The sequence below is a fragment of the Conexibacter sp. S30A1 genome, from assembly GCF_023330665.1.
Taxonomy (GTDB): Bacteria; Actinomycetota; Thermoleophilia; order Solirubrobacterales; family Solirubrobacteraceae; genus Palsa-465.
Genome location: NZ_CP097127.1, coordinates 2,822,443 through 2,839,952, shown reverse-complemented (window position 1 = coordinate 2,839,952; position 17,510 = coordinate 2,822,443). Strand labels below are relative to the sequence as shown.

Below are 17,510 nucleotides of genomic sequence, written 5' to 3'. Positions count from 1 at the left end.
TACACTCTCACCGCGCTGCACACGGGCGGTTAGCTCAGCTGGTAGAGCGCCTGCTTTACACGCAGGATGTCGGGGGTTCGAGCCCCTCACCGCCCATCGCTGAACTGCTCGTGGTCACGGGCGATGCGGGCTCTGGCAAGGTCGTGCGGCATTGGCCGGGGGCCGGGCTGGAGGCCTTTTTGAAGCCAAACTGTTCGCAGTTATTCCGGCTAGGTTTCGGAAGACAGAACAAAACGGTACCGCCAGGCGAAACCTCGAGCTACTCCGGATAGGTGTCGGCGAGTGGGGAAGAACGGCGCAGCCACTCCTCGAAGAAGGGGTCGACAATTCGCCAAACACCGCGATGCTCGTCGATCAATCCGCGCCGCTGGAGGCGTAGCAGCGTCGGTTTGATCCGAGCGGCGCTTGAGAAGCCATAGCGCGCGACCAGCGGCCGGCTGGTGAGCTTTTGCCCTCCTCGATCAGCGAGCATCTGTAGCGCGCGAACCTCGTTGACCTCGCCGTCATCGCCGCTAATGAGCAAGTCCAGCATCGCGGAAAATTCTGAACGCTCGATTGTCTGAACTAGGTCGTTGTGGGCGTCGATCACGGTCTGCAACTGAACGGGTCTCCCGGGCCGCGTCTCGTTCCAGCATTCCCAGGCGAGCTGCTGGGTTCGCCGTGGATGAGCGGCCGTTAGGTTGAGTAGATGCTCCAAGGCCGCTTCTTCGGCTGGCTTTGAGGTGGCCTGGAACTGAAATTCGAGGTATTCCAGGAACTCGATTCGCCCGATCACCGGCAACTGCAGTTGCGCGGCCTCACCGAACAGCGGTTGGCTTGAGTCCTCGAGCATCATCTGGAGGACGGTCCGGATCGAGCCAGTGAAGAGCAACGACACATGGTTGGCCCCGGAGCTCATTAGGGCGGAGCGGATCACCGCGAGTGGATCCCCGGGACAGTGAGCCAGTCGCTGAAACTCATCGAAGATCACGACCAGATGGTTGGAAAGCTTGCGCATGCTCACAAGCTGGGCGTGAAGTGCTTCCGCGTCCTGCTCGGTGGTACGCGCCACGCTTTTGACGCTCCCCTTGATCACCTTGATGTCGAAGCCGATTTCCTTCTCCAGAGCTTCGAACTGTCGTTGCGCCGAGCGCCGCAGGTGACGGTCAGGGTGAGCCGACAGGGCGTCATGCACGCAGCCGATGAAGCCGGGGATGCTCACGACACGCTGAAGATTGATCTTTACAACGTCGAACGCGGGCGCATCCGGACCGTGGTCACGGCCGAGCTCCAACGCGAGCTGGTTGGTGAACGTCGTCTTCCCGGTATCACGAGGCCCGAACAGCGCGACGTTCGTCTGACCCTTGAGCGTCAACGCCACCTGCTGCGCGAACGCGTCCATGCCGACGATCTTCGCCGGGTCGTCCAGCGGCCGGTCCCAGATAAACGGGTTGAGTGCTGCCATCAGTCCATTGATTGTACCGGCCAGCGAAACTATTTTGTTTCGCAGGCCGGTACGCATCTCGGCGATGGCGCTCCGCGGCATCAGCAGATCGACGAGACTCTGCTTGCACCGACCAGGCGACTTTCACTAACGATCAGATTCCTCGTTCCTGTGGCTCTCATGAAAGCCTTATGGAAGCGTCAGCCGCCACGATTGCATCTTCATTCGACCGTCAGCCACAAGCCGAGCCCGGTAAACATTGAGCATCCGTCACGCCTCCCGGGCCCGGATCGCGACCGCCCACTCGTTACACGCAGGACGTCGGAGGTTCGAGCCCCTCACCGCCCATCGAGGAATTACCTCGTATTGCGTATTTTTGACGGATCAGCGTGACGGATTGGCGCTCGGTCGCCCGATATGGCTACCAAGCGGAGAGCAGACCCGCTGCACGAGCACCGCGCGAGAGCCACCAGCGCCTTGGCACCGGCCAAGTCAAGCAACAGCATGGACCGGGGTCTGCCCTCAACCAAGAGCCCGATCGCAGATCGGTTCCAAGCGTCGCTGATCAGCTCACCCTCCCAGCGTCCCCGGTCCGAGGCGCCCTACGGATTCGACAGCTCGGTACGGCCAGCGCGGCGTTCGCGGCGGTGATGCTCTGCCGCGCGACGTCTGCTCTGTCGGCTTCCGGTCAGAAGCGTGAGCCTCCCCCTGCCGACAGCGGTCGCGACGGGCCCGTGGGTCAGCCAGACCTCGCGCTGCCGACCAGCAATCTCATAATCCGTCTATGCCAGTCGCGCTGACCGGAGTCCGCGTGGTTCTAGCCACACCCGGCGGCCCGGCAGGCGCGCGAACGCTATTTCGGAAGACCCTGAGGCTCTTGCCGCGCGGCCTTGGCACCTCCCCCGTGACCCTGCCCGCCTTCGGCCGGTCACGCGGTCGGTGTGCGGGCTTCTCCGCGAGGCCGAGGCCATGCGTCGCCCCGGCTCTGGTCTCGGCCGCGGCCACCATCGGAACTAACTGATCGTGATTGGCGTGCCGGCGCCAACGCGCTTGGCAAGCCAGGTGATGTTCTTGTTGGCGAGCCGGACGCAGCCGTGCGACTCCGCTGTTCCCAGACGCCCACCGAGGTTTTGGAGCCCGTGGATGGCGATCTGCCCAGGCCCGCCGTCGAACTGTTTGAGGACCGCCGACCGATCGCTTGTAGCCAGCGCGAAGGGACCGCCGGGCTGTCCGCTTGAGAGGATGACATCCTCCTCGACGAAGTACTGACCCGGTTGGGTGGGTGTTGAGGGCTTGCCGACGATCGCCGAAAAGCGCCGCACCGAATGTCCGTCGTCGTAGACGGTCACCGTCCGGGAACCGAGATCGACAACGATGTGCCAGAGCGTCACGCGAAGCTGCGTTTGCGCAGCGTTGATCCAGCCCGAAGCGGGCGGCGGGCGAGTGCCGAGCGTACGGCCGGGCAGCCGCACCCGCAGCCAGGTCCGACCGCTGCGGTCGGCTGTCCGGGAGAGGATCGGCAGCACGGTGGGCCCGCCGGTCAGGGGCCTTCGGGCGAGCACGATTGCGATGCGCCGACCATTTGGTGCGGCACGCACCGCTTCGTTCGCGGTCAGGACCGCGACCAGCTGCTGTTTCGCTACCCGCGCGCCTGCCACCGCCGGCTCTGCGAGCGCGGCGCCGATCAGCGCGAGGCTGACTGCGAGCGAACCGACGATGGCCCACAGCGCCCTCCAAAGCCTGCCATGCCGCTCCCTCACGTAAGGGCTAGCCATCAGTGGTCACCCGTTGCACGCTCTGGCGGTCGTCAACCTGTGAACCCGACGACGGTGATCGGCTGGGCGGGAGGTGATCCTTTGAGCTTGGCTGCCGCGCAGGCCCTGTAACGAATGTGGAGCAGTTTGGCGTGCGTCGCGTCCATGAAGCTGACACGCGCGGTGATCAGACGAATCCCACCGACGGCGCCCACACTCGCGCGGAACGGCCCCCGGTGTTCTCTGGCGATGACCCTGCGTCCTAGAGAGAACACCACGAGGCGGATATGGCGTCCGGTCACGGCAACTCGGAAGGCTTGGCGGACACGCCGGCTCGTACCGTGGCGGGCGATTCCGTTGCCCACCGCGCGCGGGATCGTGGCCAGCAAAGCGGTACCGGCGTGCGTGCGCTTGGCCTTCCCGCCACCCGTTCCGGTCACCGGCGCCCCGGTGGAACTCGTCCCGGTCGTGCTGGTGGAGGTCGTGCCGCCGGCTGTTGCGCACGCCGACGGCGTGATCGTGTCATCGATGAGCGTGACGGCGCCGTTGCGCGCGAGCGCGCGTCCGAAGACGGTGACGTTGTCATTGAGCGATACCGACGTGTCGGCGAGGATGTTGCCGACGAACACCGATGAGGCTCCAAGGGTTGCCGAGCTGCCGACCTGCCAATAGACATTGCACGCCTGGGCTCCATTGATCAGGTTGACCGCGCTCGCAGACGCGGTGGTGAGCGTCGAGCCAGCCTGGAAAATGAAGACCGCGTTCGGGTTGCCTTGCGCGTCTAGTGTCAACGTCCCGGTAAGTCCAAGGGAGGACGCTGAGTTGTAGACTCCCGGCGCGAGCGTCTGGCCGCCGAGGTCGCTGGTCACCGTTACGACCGGAGTGCGCCCGGCCGCATCGTTATAAGCGGTGGTGAGATCCGACTGTGCCTGGACCGCAACGGCGTCCGCCACGTGGGTGGTGCCGTTCACATTCCCGGGTGGGAAGCCCGTTATGGCCGTGCCCGGACTCAGGCCGAGGTCACCGTTCAGCGTCGATGGGCCGGTATTAGTCACAGTCGAGCCGGCCAGCACGGCGAAGCTGCTTGCCGTGCCTAAACCCACAGGTGCCTGGGCGGCGTACGCGTTGTATGCGGGCCAGGCGAGCGCCAGTAACGGGAGCAGCGCAAACAGCCACAGCCGCCGCCTTCCGCCCCAGGTCGACATCGTGCCTCGTGGCCGACGTTGCGTGTTGCTTCTCATGCGACAACTCCCGTTCCCGGGAGGGCAAGTTGTCGGTGCGGTCCCGCGCAGATGTTTTGAGGTGGCCGTCCGGAGTCAGCTGCGTTCACAAGCAGCGGCGTGCAGACAATCCCTACCTACCTGCCTGTCAGTATAACACGCGGTTGGGAGCCTTCTGAGGTACGGTTCGTGGACGTCAGCAGCCGCGGTGTAACGAGCGCTTGAGGCCGGAGTGCGTGGCACCACCTGAGCAATCGGGACACTGGTTGAGCACAAAACGAGGTTTGTGGTGTTGTTGAACTTGGACGGCGGGCAGGGCGCCCGGACGCTGACCTACGCACTTGAGCTCAAGCTCTCCGCAATCACTAAGGGGTTGCGCCGGACACTGACCTAGGATCAGGCACCGGGAGGGTAGGCCATGAGCAGGTCGCGGCCACCGCGGGCGCCTGCGTGTTCTAGTGTGAGGCTCACCGTCTGTAGCAGAGCGGCAGCAACGCGAACACCGACAGTCAGGCGCGCCAGCACTTCCCCAGGCGCAGCGACCTCGATCGCGACAGCGCCGAGAACCTGGCTGCTGAACACCAGGCCCGCCATCGCCGGACCCACATCGATCAGCGAGGAGCGCTCAGCGGTCCGCCCCCGCAGACACTCACGCGGCTTCGGTCGTGGCCGTTCACGTATCCACGAGGGCACGGGTGAGCATGATCACGGTGACAAAAGTCTGATAGAGCCGCAGCGGGTGCTCGCCCGAGAACGTGACGACGCGCGTGCTCGTGCGACTCACCCCGTCAAGCCAGCTGGCCATCTCGGCCATGTCGGCGGTCAGGAACGTGATCTCGATCGTGGCCGGCAGCCTGATCGCTGGTGGCTCAGCTTCAGCGACTCGGTCAACGGCGCGGGTGGCCGCTTCGCGGATCAGCTCACAGGCGCGCCGCGGATGCAGGCTCTCAGCCGCAGAGCGGCTGAGAGAACGCTTGACCACGACCCGCTCGGCGGATGGGAGAAATGGAGCCGCCTCCTCGGCGGTCGCCTGGTCGCCGGTGATGAGCATGACCGGCACACGATGGTGAAGCGCGACCAGTGCATTCAGCGCGCTCTCTCCGACCTCGACACCGCTTAGCCGCACGTTCCAGACCGCGCGCGGGTTGAAGGTGTGTGACAACACGGCACGGTCGGCACTGACGCCGCCGTGGTAGGCGACCATCCTCGATCTTGCAGTAAGCGGCTGGGTTGGTTGTCAGGGGGGCGCGGGAGCGTTGGTGCGGGTGGCGCGGGGTCTCTTTGGCTGCTGACGGATCGGTTTTCGGCGCGCTCACGGTGCCCGGGGCGGTGTGGGGTGTTGTTTTTGGGCAGGCTGACGCCCGGGGTGTCGCGGGAGTGATCGTCGGTGGGGTGGCCGTGGCGCTGAGCAGCGCCGCGTGGGTCAGCCCGTGGGGGCTTCGAGCGCTTTCAGACGCGCAAACGCGGCGGCGAGCTGTGCTGACCACGGCCAGGAGCCGGAGAGTCTCAGCACGCTGCGGCGGGCGTGACGGCTGATGCGGCCTGACTGGTGCAGCAGCCGGTAGCGCAGTCGTTTGAGCTCCCAGCGACGTGCCTGGTCTTTGAGGCAGAGTTGTTGGGTTATGGCGATCAGGTCCTGGGCGAGCATCACGAGCCAGAGCCACACCTGGTTGTTGGCGAACTGGCGGAACGGGAGGTTACGCAGCCCGCAGTCCTTCGCTTGGCGGATGCGGTCCTCAACCCGGGCGTGGCCACGATGGGTCAGGTCAAGCTGGCGGATGTCGCCGTCTTGCTGGTCGGTGATGAACACCGCCAGGCGATAGCCGTCATGGTCTGCGAAGGACTGCTGATCACCGTCTGTAAGGGTGGTGCGACGGGCGATCAGCCTGGAGCGCTCAGGCCATGCGGAGAGGTCGACATGATCGGTGATCTCAACCACCCAGGAATGCTCGCGCTCTGTTCCGTCCCGACGGAGCGCCCGTTCCCAGGCGCTCTCAGGTATCGCGATGATCGCCTCACGAACGGGCTGGGAGAGGTCAAACCCGAACGAGAACCGCAGATCACCCTCACGGCAGTAAACGCACAGCTCATGTGTTGAGCCGGCACCATCAGCCCTGACCAGGATCTCCCCATCAAGCGCCTTCTCATCCAGCTGCGCAAGCGCGAGATCCAAAACCTGCTTGTGATCGCTGGCGGTGTTCGACCCCGCGTTCCCGGGCCTCAAGATCCCTGCGAGCGCCTCCCCGGTCCCGTCCAGGTACGCAAGCAGCGGATGATGCCCGTAGCCGCCCTTGAAGTTCCCGTGCGCCTGCTCCTTCTCCGAGTACGCGGTGGTCAGCGACGCGTCGATGTCGATCACGGTCCGCTCCGGCCGGTTATGCCAGCGTGCCAGTGAACGCTCCGGTCTTGCGCCGATCTCCCACGCGCGGGCCCTGCCGACCGCGACCGCGTCACGCAACCGGGCAAGACACTCCTGATCGATCGAGTCGATCACCCGAAACGCTGTTGAGTCAGAGCACACGTTCCCGAACAGGTCAGGCTGGTCACGAAACGCGCCGAGATCCGCCAAACAGTCCCCGCCATCAGCAAGCATCACCGCCAGATCACGCAAAACAACCCCCGGGTCGTGCGCGGAGCGCCGCCGGCGACTGGGTGCCATCGCCACAGACAGCGCTCGTGTGAGCCCAACCCGGTCCGCCACCCCAGCCAAAAGCGCGCTGCCGACATGCCCCGCCACACCGGCGCCGTCCGCCCGAACATCTACCTTTGCCAGCAGCCCTTCATGCTGCACCATATGGGTGAACCTCCTGAACCGGAAACGTGAGCGTGGTAACCCACATTTTCGCTGCTCAGGCGGACGTTCTCGCGCCCCGGCAAGCCCGGGGCGCGACTACTTAATGCAAGATCCGGGCCATGAAGACTGCGTCGAAGGTCCCATCCAGGCCCTCCATCATGTACAGCGGCTTGTGCCTGCCCGATAGATAGGACGCGTCATGGTGAAGCTCGTCAGGTTTGAGGTTCTGCATCGTCCAGTGCGAGTCATTGACGACAAAGGAGTCAGCGCCCGCCTGAGTGGCGCCGTCGATTGCCGCGTTCACCTCGGCGGTCAGCAGTCGGCGACCCATCTCATACTCAGGTCCGGGTCCGATCACCTGCTGCCAGTCGACGATGCCCGCTGTACCTTCGATGTCTGAGGAGATGAAGATCTTCACGATTACCTCGTTGGGTTACAGGGCTCGTGCGCCAGAGCGGCGTGCTCACGCACCATTGACGACCGTCAGCTGCTCGCGGTAGATCGCCGCTCGGGGCACCCCATCTGCACCGATCTGCCCGCGATACATGCCCTGGCAGTTGAACGGCATCACGACGGCGCCGGCCGCATCGACTGCGATGAGGCCCCCATCGCCACCGGCAACCTGCAGTTCGGCGACGACGTCAGCCGCCGCCTGCGCCAGTGGCTGCCCGCCGATCCGCATCCGGGCGGCGATCTCGTGCGCCGCACCGAGGCGAATGAACACCTCGCCGGTACCGGTCGCCGAGACCGCACACGTCCCGTTCTCAGCCCAGGTGCCCGCACCAAAGACAGGCGTGTCGCCGACGCGGCCCGGTGCCTTGGCCGTGATTCCCCCGGTTGATGTCGCCGCCGCCAGATTGCCGCGGACATCGCGCGCCACGGCGCCAACGGTCCCGTGCCGGTCAGCATCGTCGCGATCGTCGCGACCGCCGTGACGGCGTCGGTGAAGTTCTCGCTGCAACGCCTCCCAGCGCTGCTCCGTGTAGAAGTATCTGGGATCCTCGAGTGCGATGCCGTGAGCCCGGCAGAAGCTCAGCGCGCCCTCGCCCACGAGCAGGACCGCGTCGGAGAGCTCCAGCACCGCCCGGGCGGCAAGCACCGGGTTGCGCGGCCCCACGACCGCGGCCACGGCACCAGCGCAGCGGTCCAGACCGTTCATGACCGCAGCATCGAGCTGCACCTCGCCGGCCGACGTGAAGACGGCACCGCGTCCTGCGTTGAACAGCGGGTTGTCCTCCAGCACCACAACGGCCTGCGTGACCGCATCAACGGCGCTGCCGCCTGCAACCAGGAGCCTGTAGCCCGCGGTCAGAGCGGCGGCGAGACCGGCCCGGTAGGCGGCCTCGAGCTGGCCGTTCAGGCGCGACGGGCTGAGCGCCCCGGCGCCGCCGTGGATCGCGAGCGAGAACGGGGAGTGCGCGCCCGGAGCGTCGTGTTCGGTAGCGGGCCGTCCCGGCGACCGCTCAGCCCGCGAACTCACACTGGCACCTGAAACCGCGTAGACCGAGCTGTGGGTTGGCACGCTTGACCGCGAGCATTCGTAGTCAGGGGCGCAGTACCGCGAGGGCCTGTTTCCCCATTCCCCTTTCAATCCGTGCGTGCGGTTTTCCCGCACACGGCTTACCGATGATCGTCCTGATGGTCACAACGCAACCCCCGGGTATCGAACGGTGCCACGCAAGCGATAGAGACCCAGGGCCTCGAAGAACTCGCGTGTCCAGGCCGACGTCTGTCCAGGCTTGAGGTTGCGGCCATAACGCTTGACCATCAACTTGCGGAGTCTGAACACGACATAGGAGTCGATCTGGTTGAACTTGATAGCGGCGTTCCCGGTTCGAAAGTAGTTGCCCCACCCACGCAGGATCGGGTTGAGATCCGCGATCACGTCACGGAGGTCTGCCCCGACCCGGCCGCGTCCGGTCAGGGCCTTGACCCTGGCACGAACCCGACCCATCGCCCGTTGGGAAGGCCACCGCTGGAGGTAGTAGCGGCGAACGCCGCGCTCCAGCAAACGACCCGACACACGAGCATGGAAATGGCAGCCGAGAAAATCAAACCCTTCCCGGCCTTCTCGTAGGTCAACTATCTTCGTCTTGTCCGGGTGCAGCCCCAAACCCAGGCTGGCGAGAACGTCCGCCGCCAACCGTTGTGCTGCGCTGGCATCAGCTTTGCTGCGACAAGCCACGACGAAATCATCCGCATAGCGGATCAGTCTGCCGTGAGCCTCATCAGCAAACGCCCGATCGAGCGCTTGGAGATAGATGTTTGACAGCAACGGAGAAACCACCCCGCCCTGGGGCGTCCCCGCAACCGACCGCGAGAACTGCCCATCATCCATAACCCCCGCTTGGAGCCACAAACGGATCAGCTTGACCACCCGCCTGTCCGAAACCCGCTCCGCGACAAGCGCAAGCAAACACTCGTGCTCGATCGAGGAGAAGGAAGACACGACACAAGACCCACCTCGATGGCTTTCCGTCAACGGTGCGGATCGTTCGGCGTGCGCATGCGTGGGAGGGACAGCCGCTTGAACTGATGGGCTGGATGCACCGGCGTGGGCGGCTGGAGCTGATCCTGGTCCTTCCGGACGCCAGCCATTTGATGGTCCCGGCAGCGTGGACCGATCTGCAGGCCGTGCCGGAGCCGGTCGGGACAGGGATGCTGTGTTTGCTTGAGGATTTGCTGGCCACCCGGCGGGTGCTGGCGCCGTTGGTTGAGCGTGTCGTCCTGGGCGAGCGCGATGATCATGGTTGCGAGGAGATCGATCGTGCAGCTGCGACTGGATTTGGCCGAGAGTCCGGCACCGGCGGCGGTGTTGTGGGAGCTGGTCGGCGAGCAGCAGCGTCAGACCGCGGTGAGCGTGCTGGCAGCGTTGATCGCGCAGACGGTCGCGACCGAGGCGGGCGGCGATGAGCGAGTACCGGGAGCGTGTGCTGACCCGTCTGGATGGCAGGACGATCAGCCGGGTCGGTGGTGGTGGCTTGGAGCTGGTGACGGTGTGCCTGAGCGATGAGGACACTGGGGAGAGGTGTGACGAGTTCGGCTCATTGCTTGAGCCGAGCTTGCCGGTGTTGGCGTATCTGCGCCCGGATGAGGCGCGCAGGCTGGCGTTCTGTTTGCTTGAGCTGGCCGAGCTTGCGGATCGGCGTTCGGGGCTTGGGCGATGAGCGAGCGTCAGAAGCTGACCGGCTCGCATCTGGGTCGTCAGGCGTTCGTGTATCTGCGCCAGTCCTCTCAACAGCAGCTGGAACGCAACACGGAGTCGACCGCCCGCCAGTACGCGCTGGTTGAGCGCGCGATCGAGCTGGGGTTCTCTCGCGAGCAGGTCGTCGTGATCGACGAGGACCTCGGGATCAGCGGCTCCGGCATGTCTGACCGCTCCGGGTTTGCCAGGCTGGCGGCGGAGGTCGCGCTCGGGCACGCCGGCCTGGTGCTCGGCCTGGAGGTCTCCAGGTTGGCGCGCAACAACGTTGACTGGTACCGGCTTTTGGACCTGTGTGGGGTGACCGACACCGTGATCGGTGATAGCGACGGGCTCTATCACCCCGGCTCGTTCAACGACCGGCTGCTGCTCGGCCTGAAAGGCACAATGTCGGAGGCTGAGCTGCACGTCCTCAGGGCCCGTTTGAACGGCGGGATCCGTAACAAGGCCCAGCGGGGGGAGCTGCGCAAGATGCTGCCGGTCGGGCTTATCTGGGGCGAGGAGGAAGGCGAGATTCTGCTCGATCCCGACGAGGCGATCCGTGGTGCGATCCAGACGATCTTTGACCGGTTCGCTGAGCTCGGGTCGGTGCGCCAGGTGTGGTTGTGGATGCGTCGTGAGGGCGTGAAGTTCCCGTTGCGTCGCTGGGAGCACGACGAGCTGCGGTGGGTCACCCCGACCTACCATCAGATCCACAGCGTGCTTGAGAGCCCCGTTTATGCTGGCGCTTACGCGTTCGGGAAAACCCGCCGTGAGCGCTATGTCGATGAGCACGGCAACACACGTCAGCGGTTGCGTCGCCTTCCCCAGGCAGAATGGGGGGTGTTGATCTGGGAGCATCACCCCGGCTACATCGACAAGGCCACCTACCAGGCAAACCGTGAGCGGATCGCCGCTAACACCCGTCCGCGCGCGCACGAGCCCGGCGGCGCGGTCCGCGAAGGCCAAGCGCTGCTGCAAGGGATCGCTGTGTGCGGCCGCTGCGGACGGAAACTGAAGGTCCACTACCAGGGCAAACGCGGGCAGCAACGCCCCAACTACCACTGCCCCGCCAGCATCCTGGTAGAGAACCGCGGCAGCTGGTGCATGCGTGTCGGCGGGATGCAGATCGACCAGGCTGTCGCCGGGGCGCTGTTGGCGGCGCTCACCCCAGCCGGTGTGAAGGCCGCGATCATCGCGGCCGAAGCGCTCGAGCACGACCATGATGCCGCGCTGAAGCAGTGGCGCCTGCAACTCGAGCAAGCCCGCTACCGGGCCGAGAAGGCTGAGCGCCGCTACCGACAGGTCGAGCCTGAGAACCGGCTCGTCGCCCGCGGCCTGGAGCGTGACTGGGAGAGCGCGCTGCAAGAACTCGCCAAAGCCGAGGCGGAGCTTGCGTTGCGCCAGCAACAACACCCGCGCACCCTCACCAAACAAGAGCGCGAAGGTCTGCTTGCGCTCGGCACCGACCTCGGGCGCGTGTGGTCCGCCCCAACCACCAGTGACCGTGACCGCAAACAACTGATCCGCTGCCTGATCGAGGAGGTCATCCTCAACGTCGACCGCGACAAGGACCAAGCGACCGTCACGATCCGCTGGCACGGCGGCGCGATCACCGAGCTCACGGTCCCGTTGCCACGCCACCAGCCCACGATCCGCACCGACGAGGACACGATCGAACTGCTCACACGCCTCGCGACCCACTACGACGACGGCACGATCGCCGGGATCCTCAACCGCCAAGGCCGCCGCTCCGCCACCGGCGAGCGGTTCACCCAGATCATCGTCGGCGGCCTGCGCCGCTACCGCCACATCCCCGCCTACCAGCCAGCCACCGACCCGCCCGACGGGGAGCTGCTCCCGATCGCCAAAGCCGCCGAACAGCTCGGCGTCGCACCCTCCACAATCCACCGCTGGCTCCACGACGGGGTCATCCGCGGCGAACAGGACACCCCCGGCGCACCATGGCGGATCCGTGTCAACGACCAGCTCCGCGCCCTGTTCGTCGACGACGCCCCACCCGGATACATACCGATGTTCGACGCGATGCGCGCCCTCGGCGTCTCCCGCCAAACCGTGTTGCAACGTGTCAAGCGCGGCGAGCTTGAAGCCATCCACGTCCGCAACGGACGCCGAAAAGGCCTGCGAATACTGGTCCCACACGCCGAAAACACCCTGTTCGACACCACCCCCATGAACGCAAAGGCAGTGTGACGATGGCTCCAAATAGTCCCGGATGTCAGCCTCAAAAACGAACTGATACCCCTCAATGAACGACTTGCGGAGCACCTCCTTCGCATCCGTCGCTGACCGTCGCGGACGGAACCCAAACGAGCACGGCTGAAAGTCCGCCTCAAAAATGGGCTCAAGCACAATCCTTGCGGCCTGCTGGCAAACCCGATCCTTCACGGTCGGAATACCTAACGGCCGCCTACCACCCTGCGGCTTGGGAATCTGGACCCGCCGAACCGGCAACGGACGATAGATCCCCTCCCGAAGCTCAGACTGGAGCTCTGCAAGCAGACGCTGCACCCCGTGCTCCTTGACCGCATCAAGCGTCTGCCGGTCAATCCCGGCAGCGCCCTTGTTCCTGCACACCCGCTCCCATGCCTCCCGAAGGACGTCACTCCTCCAGATCCGGTCAAACAGAGCATGAAAACGGCGATCCGGGGACCGCTTGGCGGCCACCCATAGCTTGCGCTGAAGTTCTCGCGCATCCCCACCGCAGAGCAAAAGCTCACCGGCCGGGCCAACAGGCAAAAGCCTGCCAGGGTTGTTGGGCTGCTCTACAGCAACCATGCCCTAACGCTTACCTCCCACACAACCATGATCAAAGTCAGGGCCCTTCGCTACCGGCGCTTTTACCTTTCCGCCGGTCATCACTACTACGACCCCGTCGGACTCCCGCTGCCCTCCGCTCGATTTCACCATCGGCTTATACAAGCGGTCTTTGCCTGACAAGGCCAGGCAGACGGGCCTCCCGTGTTCCGCGATCAGACCATGCGCGCGTGCAAGTCTCCCTACCCCGCAGGGACCCGCCACACCATTTCTGGATCGGACGTGACGGACATGGCCTTCACCGTGAAATGAGCGGCTCGGCTCCCCAATTGTTTCTCTAACGAGGCTGCAATCCCAGCCCACGCGCTTGCTCCCTCCAAAGAGGCTCTCGACACCCCGCTCAGCCCAAGGGATCTCTCCCCAAGACCGGGGCCTGCTACCGGGCGCTCCAGCGCCTACCCGGACCGGACTCCCACCGGCTGGCCTACCACAGCTTTCACGGCGCAACATCCCATGAGCGTAGGCGGACGCGATGGGGAGCGCGTCCTGCCCTCCCGCGCCTGGGGGCTGCATCATCGCAACCGGATCCGTGGCTGCGGCGACGTCGAGCTGACCGCCGGTCAGATCCTCGCGTTGACGCGCAGGTGTGCGCTGCCGCAGGGACAGTGGTCGACAGCAGCGTTCCGTTCGACGTCTTGACCGATGACGCGCCCTGGCTCGAGTGGTCACAAGCGGGCTTGACTGAGGCGGCACAGCCCGCGTCGCTGGTGCGCAATGCCATCGTGCTCGCGGAGACCCCCTGCTCGCGAGAGACCCAACCCGCGCCACGCGCCAGGTCCCAGGCACCGACCTCATAGCGCCATAAGCCTCAGCGGTAGCAACGCCACGAAAGATCGGTGAGCCGCCTTTGTCACGCCCCCACCCGGCAACCGGCATGACCCGTTGCCGGTTCCACGGTCAAGCCCACAGTTCAGCAGATGCCGTCCTGTCGGCGCCATCCATCCACGCTCCAACCACACTAACTGACCCGGCACTACGATCCTCGTCATGTTGCAGGTCACGCCAAACGGCCCCTGGGGCAAGGACGTTCACCCAAACATGCCGGTCTCGACCACGGAGCTTGTCGGTGACCTGTGCGCGTGCTTTCACGCAGGCGCAACCGGAGTGCATCTGCACGTTCGCGATCAGTCAGGGGCAGAGACGCTCCACCCCTCTGCCGTTGCTGACACATGCAGCCAGGCACGCGCCGCCGCCCAGCGCCTGGGCGTGAAGGTCGAGATCGGACTCACAACCGGAGCGTGGATCGAGCCTGATCTGGCGTCGCGGATCGCGATGATCCGCGAGTGGGAGGGCGTTGATTGCGCCACCGTGAACCTCTCCGAGGAAGGGTTCGAAGACGTGATGCTCGCCATGCTCGAGACAGGCATCGGCATCGACGCGGGGCTGTGGGGCCCCGATTGAGGTGGACCGGCTGGCTCGGTCAGGGCTGCTCACCAGGTGCAGCGCGTCAGCATCGAACTGGCTCCGGGCGAGCCGCATTTTCTTACTGACACCGCAGCGGGCGTTGCAGGACAGATGAACGAGCTGCTGGACGACGCCGAGTCCACCTGCCGCAGACTGACACACGGGATGAACCACTGGACTTGGCCGCTCGTACAAGACGCGTTCGAGCGCGGCCACGATACGCGTGTCGGCTTCGAGGACTCCCTGCTACTCCCGGACGGGACCAGAGCGGACAGCAACGCCGAGCTCGTCAGGTCGGCAGTGCTCATCGCGGCGCGCATACACCACCCGAGAGCCTGAGCGGCATCCGGCTCGCCAGCCGCGCACGCTCGCGCGTCCGCGTAGCGATCGGCTCACGTTCGCGAGGCGGAGAACCGGAACTCAGCGGCCATGGGGTCCGGTAGGAACCAGCCCGTATCGGGGTCAACTTCCCCCGGTGGACTGGTGAAGAAGGCGTCCTGCAGGCACCAGCCGGTGCTCTGCAGATGGATGATCGCCCTGAGCAGCTGTTCGGCCGGCAGCGGTGCGTCATCCAACATTTCGCCCTGCAGGCCCAGCACACCGTCCGGCAGCTCAACGGCGTCCGCGGCCTCGCCGGACAGGCTGATGAGCCATCCCAGGTCGGTGACCGCGCGTGGCGCGAGCAGCCGCGAGAGCGGCTTGATCGCCTCCCAGACGGTGTCGGTGACGCTCCCCGCCTCGAGTGTCGGCGCGACCACCGGCTTGGGCACGAGGCCCGACACCACCAACTCCTGCAGCAGCTCGAGCCGCGCTGGAGTCGGACGCGCGCCGGACAGTTCCGTGCTGAGCCGAAGCAGCTCAGACAGCGTGTCGACGACCATCCCCCGCTCACTCTCGCGCTGGCGCTCGAGCTCGGCCAGGGCCTGGTCCTCCTCCGCGAATGCGCGGCCGTTCGACAACTGCCAGAGTTCCAGCTTCAGCACCTCGGCGCGCAGGACCAGCTCAGACACCAGCCCCACCGCCGCGATCACCGATATCGACGAGCCCGAACCCACACATCGGCGATCAATCCTACGCTCGCTCCCAGCGAACGCGCGGGGACCCCAAGAGCCCAGGCCCGAGCCCCAGCTCGACGCGAGCTCAAATCTGCAGCTGGCCCGCACACGCATCGCCCGCCCGGCGCGTCAATCGTCGATCCGGCCTCGGCTACCCTTGCAACCACGTGAGGCGACGCCGGTGCGCAGACACCGTGCAACCCAGAGATGCGTGTGGCAACCAACATCCGCTGCGGCAGCCGCCGTACCAGTGACTCCGGCCGCACTCGCCGGGCGACCAACCCTGAGCTGTGACGATGCAGAGCGGGCCCGTCAAGCAGGCAGATCCGCAGGTCGAACCCGGTCCCGCGCCGGTGGACGAGCGGGCGCTCGCAAGCGGGACTCCGACCACAGCCACGAATGAGCGCTGGAGCCGCCCGATCGGACGGCGCACGGTGCTGACGGTGCTCGGGCTCGGTGCGCTCGGAACGCTGTTTGGCTCGAGCGTCCAGTCCGGGATCACAGGTGCGCTCGACGCGGTGCACGCGCAGGGCGTCGCCAGCCTGCTGCCGGGCGGCGGCGGCTTCACGATCTACACCGTCACCGGCGGCTACCCTGCGGCCCCCGTCGACTACAGGCTCCAGGTCGGGGGACTCGTCCAGAAGCCACTGGCCCTGAGCGTCAGCGACCTGCGCCACCTGCCGGCCACGTATCTGACCAGTGACTTCCAGTGCGTCACCGGCTGGTTTGTCCCGAATGTCCACTGGGTCGGGGTGCGCCTCGTCGACCTCGCGGCGCACGCTGGTGCGCTGCCCCAGGCAACGGCCTTCGAGTTCCGCTCCTTCGACGGTATCTACACGGAGAGCCTGACGCTCGCCCAGGCGCGCCAGAGCGGCGCGATCGTCGCCTACTCGATGCTCGGCGCCCCGGTCACACGCGAGCACGGCGGCCCGGTGCGCCTGTTCGTGCCCGACATGTTCGGATACAAGTCGATCAAGTGGCTTGAGCGGATCGACCTGGTCACACGCCCGACGCCCGGCTACTGGGAGCAGAACGGGTATCCGATCAACGCCTGGATCAGCGGCCATCCACCGGCCCGGGCCGTCCGCGCCTAGCCCGGTGAGCACGAGCCCAACCGAGATCTCGAGCACCGACCAGTCTCCGCTGACCCCGGCGCGGACCGGCCACCTGGTCCGCTTTGACCGCGTCGGACGGGCGGTGCACTGGGTGAACGCGCTGCTCTTCATCGTGCTGATCGCAACCGGCGCGGCGCTGTACTTCACGCCGTTGATCGCGCTCGTCGGTCGTCGGCGGCTGATCGAGCAGATCCACCTCTACAGCGGCCTCGCGCTGCCACTGCCGCTGCTCGCCGGGCTCGCCGGCAACTGGGGACGGGCACTGCGCCGCGACGCGGGCCGCATCAACCGTTGGAGCGAGGCCGACCTCGCCTGGCTGCGCGGCCTGATCGACGGCTCGCTCGACGAGCCCGGCGCGCGTGCACCGCGACTTGGCAAGTTCAACCCGGGCCAGAAGCTGAACGCGGCCTTTGTCGTCGGCGCCGGGCTTGTGATGCTCGGGACCGGCGCGCTGCTGCGCTGGTATCAGCCCTTTCCGCTGGCGTGGCGGTCAGGCGCGACGTTCGTGCACAACTGGCTCGCCGTCCTGATCTTCGTGACGGTCACAGGCCATATCGGCTTCGCGCTGTCCCACCCGGAGGCGCTACGCGGGATGCTCACCGGCCGCGTCAGCCGCGCGTGGGCCGCACGGCACGCGCCAGCCTGGCTCGAAGGCCGCGACGACTAGATGAGTAGTGCCACGGCCGGCGGCGGGGTCGTGGCGTTGAAGGAGACATAACAGCGCAG

General features: G+C 66.0%; 17 protein-coding genes and 1 tRNA gene. 7 read left to right on the top strand and 11 right to left on the bottom strand.

Annotation, left to right across the window (positions count from 1 at the left end):
* The first annotated feature begins 23 nt into the window (after positions 1–23).
* Positions 24–96 (top strand) — tRNA-Val (locus M3M54_RS13655).
* A 163-nt stretch (positions 97–259) separates the two neighbouring features.
* On the opposite strand, the gene M3M54_RS13650 is transcribed toward M3M54_RS13655, so the two are convergent.
* The 10 genes from M3M54_RS13650 to M3M54_RS13605 form a co-directional block, all read right to left on the bottom strand.
* Positions 260–1,444 (bottom strand): hypothetical protein, encoded by a 1,185-nt coding sequence (locus M3M54_RS13650; protein ID WP_249019591.1) that lies wholly within the window; start codon positions 1,442–1,444, stop codon positions 260–262.
* Between the two features lie 992 nt (positions 1,445–2,436).
* Positions 2,437–3,198 carry a L,D-transpeptidase gene (locus tag M3M54_RS13645; protein ID WP_249019590.1) on the bottom strand — a complete coding sequence of 254 codons (762 nt, stop codon included), beginning with the start codon at positions 3,196–3,198 and terminating at the stop codon, positions 2,437–2,439.
* Positions 3,199–3,230: 32 nt separating this feature from the next.
* Positions 3,231–4,418, bottom strand: a complete 1,188-nt coding sequence (locus M3M54_RS13640; RefSeq protein ID WP_249019589.1) for an ice-binding family protein — start codon at positions 4,416–4,418, stop codon at positions 3,231–3,233.
* A 375-nt stretch (positions 4,419–4,793) separates the two neighbouring features.
* Complete coding sequence (locus M3M54_RS13635) at positions 4,794–4,991, bottom strand: hypothetical protein (protein ID WP_249019588.1); 198 nt, start codon at positions 4,989–4,991, stop codon at positions 4,794–4,796.
* 79 nt (positions 4,992–5,070) lie between these two features.
* Positions 5,071–5,601, bottom strand: coding sequence for a M55 family metallopeptidase (locus tag M3M54_RS13630; protein WP_249019587.1), 531 nt, complete (start codon positions 5,599–5,601; stop codon positions 5,071–5,073).
* A gap of 219 nt (positions 5,602–5,820) precedes the next feature.
* On the bottom strand, positions 5,821–7,191 hold the full coding sequence (locus tag M3M54_RS13625; RefSeq protein WP_249019586.1) for an IS1380 family transposase: 1,371 nt from the start codon (positions 7,189–7,191) through the stop codon (positions 5,821–5,823).
* A 100-nt stretch (positions 7,192–7,291) separates the two neighbouring features.
* Entirely contained in the window at positions 7,292–7,609 is a 318-nt protein-coding gene (locus tag M3M54_RS13620; protein WP_249019585.1) for a M55 family metallopeptidase, read from the bottom strand.
* A 45-nt stretch (positions 7,610–7,654) separates the two neighbouring features.
* Entirely contained in the window at positions 7,655–8,587 is a 933-nt protein-coding gene (locus tag M3M54_RS13615) for an isoaspartyl peptidase/L-asparaginase family protein (protein ID WP_371878678.1), read from the bottom strand.
* A 246-nt stretch (positions 8,588–8,833) separates the two neighbouring features.
* Positions 8,834–9,640 (bottom strand): reverse transcriptase domain-containing protein, encoded by an 807-nt coding sequence (locus M3M54_RS13610; protein WP_249019583.1) that lies wholly within the window; start codon positions 9,638–9,640, stop codon positions 8,834–8,836.
* Between the two features lie 29 nt (positions 9,641–9,669).
* On the bottom strand, positions 9,670–9,939 hold the full coding sequence (locus M3M54_RS13605) for a hypothetical protein (RefSeq protein ID WP_249019582.1): 270 nt from the start codon (positions 9,937–9,939) through the stop codon (positions 9,670–9,672).
* A 161-nt stretch (positions 9,940–10,100) separates the two neighbouring features.
* Between M3M54_RS13605 and M3M54_RS13600 the strand changes: the two genes are divergently transcribed.
* The 4 genes from M3M54_RS13600 to M3M54_RS13585 all read left to right on the top strand — a co-directional run bounded on the left by M3M54_RS13600 (position 10,101) and on the right by M3M54_RS13585 (position 14,953).
* Complete coding sequence (locus tag M3M54_RS13600) at positions 10,101–10,358, top strand: hypothetical protein (RefSeq protein WP_249019581.1); 258 nt, start codon at positions 10,101–10,103, stop codon at positions 10,356–10,358.
* Entirely contained in the window at positions 10,355–12,586 is a 2,232-nt protein-coding gene (locus M3M54_RS13595) for a recombinase family protein (protein WP_249019580.1), read from the top strand. The genes M3M54_RS13600 and M3M54_RS13595 overlap by 4 nt, the downstream gene beginning before the upstream one ends.
* A gap of 1,611 nt (positions 12,587–14,197) precedes the next feature.
* On the top strand, positions 14,198–14,611 hold the full coding sequence (locus M3M54_RS13590) for a 3-keto-5-aminohexanoate cleavage protein (RefSeq protein ID WP_249019579.1): 414 nt from the start codon (positions 14,198–14,200) through the stop codon (positions 14,609–14,611).
* Between the two features lie 36 nt (positions 14,612–14,647).
* Positions 14,648–14,953, top strand: a complete 306-nt coding sequence (locus M3M54_RS13585) for a 3-keto-5-aminohexanoate cleavage protein (RefSeq protein ID WP_249019578.1) — start codon at positions 14,648–14,650, stop codon at positions 14,951–14,953.
* Positions 14,954–15,006: 53 nt separating this feature from the next.
* Here M3M54_RS13585 and M3M54_RS13580 read toward each other — a convergent pair whose 3' ends face one another.
* Positions 15,007–15,624, bottom strand: coding sequence for a hypothetical protein (locus M3M54_RS13580; RefSeq protein ID WP_249019577.1), 618 nt, complete (start codon positions 15,622–15,624; stop codon positions 15,007–15,009).
* A 341-nt stretch (positions 15,625–15,965) separates the two neighbouring features.
* Between M3M54_RS13580 and M3M54_RS13575 the strand changes: the two genes are divergently transcribed.
* A complete protein-coding gene (locus tag M3M54_RS13575) occupies positions 15,966–16,763 on the top strand; it encodes a molybdopterin-dependent oxidoreductase (protein ID WP_249019576.1) in 798 nt (265 codons plus the stop codon).
* 4 nt (positions 16,764–16,767) lie between these two features.
* The gene (locus tag M3M54_RS13570; protein WP_249019575.1) at positions 16,768–17,451 is read left to right on the top strand and encodes a cytochrome b/b6 domain-containing protein; all 684 of its coding nucleotides are present in this window, start codon (positions 16,768–16,770) and stop codon (positions 17,449–17,451) included.
* The last annotated feature ends 59 nt before the right edge of the window (positions 17,452–17,510 follow it).

Coding starts and splice junctions, on each gene's coding strand:
- M3M54_RS13650 (WP_249019591.1), bottom strand. CDS start 1,444: ATGGCAGCACTCAACCCGTTTATCTGGGACCGGCCGCTGGACGACCCG.
- M3M54_RS13645 (WP_249019590.1), bottom strand. CDS start 3,198: ATGGCTAGCCCTTACGTGAGGGAGCGGCATGGCAGGCTTTGGAGGGCG.
- M3M54_RS13640 (WP_249019589.1), bottom strand. CDS start 4,418: ATGAGAAGCAACACGCAACGTCGGCCACGAGGCACGATGTCGACCTGG.
- M3M54_RS13635 (WP_249019588.1), bottom strand. CDS start 4,991: ATGGCGGGCCTGGTGTTCAGCAGCCAGGTTCTCGGCGCTGTCGCGATC.
- M3M54_RS13630 (WP_249019587.1), bottom strand. CDS start 5,601: ATGGTCGCCTACCACGGCGGCGTCAGTGCCGACCGTGCCGTGTTGTCA.
- M3M54_RS13625 (WP_249019586.1), bottom strand. CDS start 7,191: ATGGTGCAGCATGAAGGGCTGCTGGCAAAGGTAGATGTTCGGGCGGAC.
- M3M54_RS13605 (WP_249019582.1), bottom strand. CDS start 9,939: ATGATCATCGCGCTCGCCCAGGACGACACGCTCAACCAACGGCGCCAG.
- M3M54_RS13600 (WP_249019581.1), top strand. CDS start 10,101: ATGAGCGAGTACCGGGAGCGTGTGCTGACCCGTCTGGATGGCAGGACG.
- M3M54_RS13595 (WP_249019580.1), top strand. CDS start 10,355: ATGAGCGAGCGTCAGAAGCTGACCGGCTCGCATCTGGGTCGTCAGGCG.
- M3M54_RS13590 (WP_249019579.1), top strand. CDS start 14,198: ATGTTGCAGGTCACGCCAAACGGCCCCTGGGGCAAGGACGTTCACCCA.
- M3M54_RS13575 (WP_249019576.1), top strand. CDS start 15,966: ATGCAGAGCGGGCCCGTCAAGCAGGCAGATCCGCAGGTCGAACCCGGT.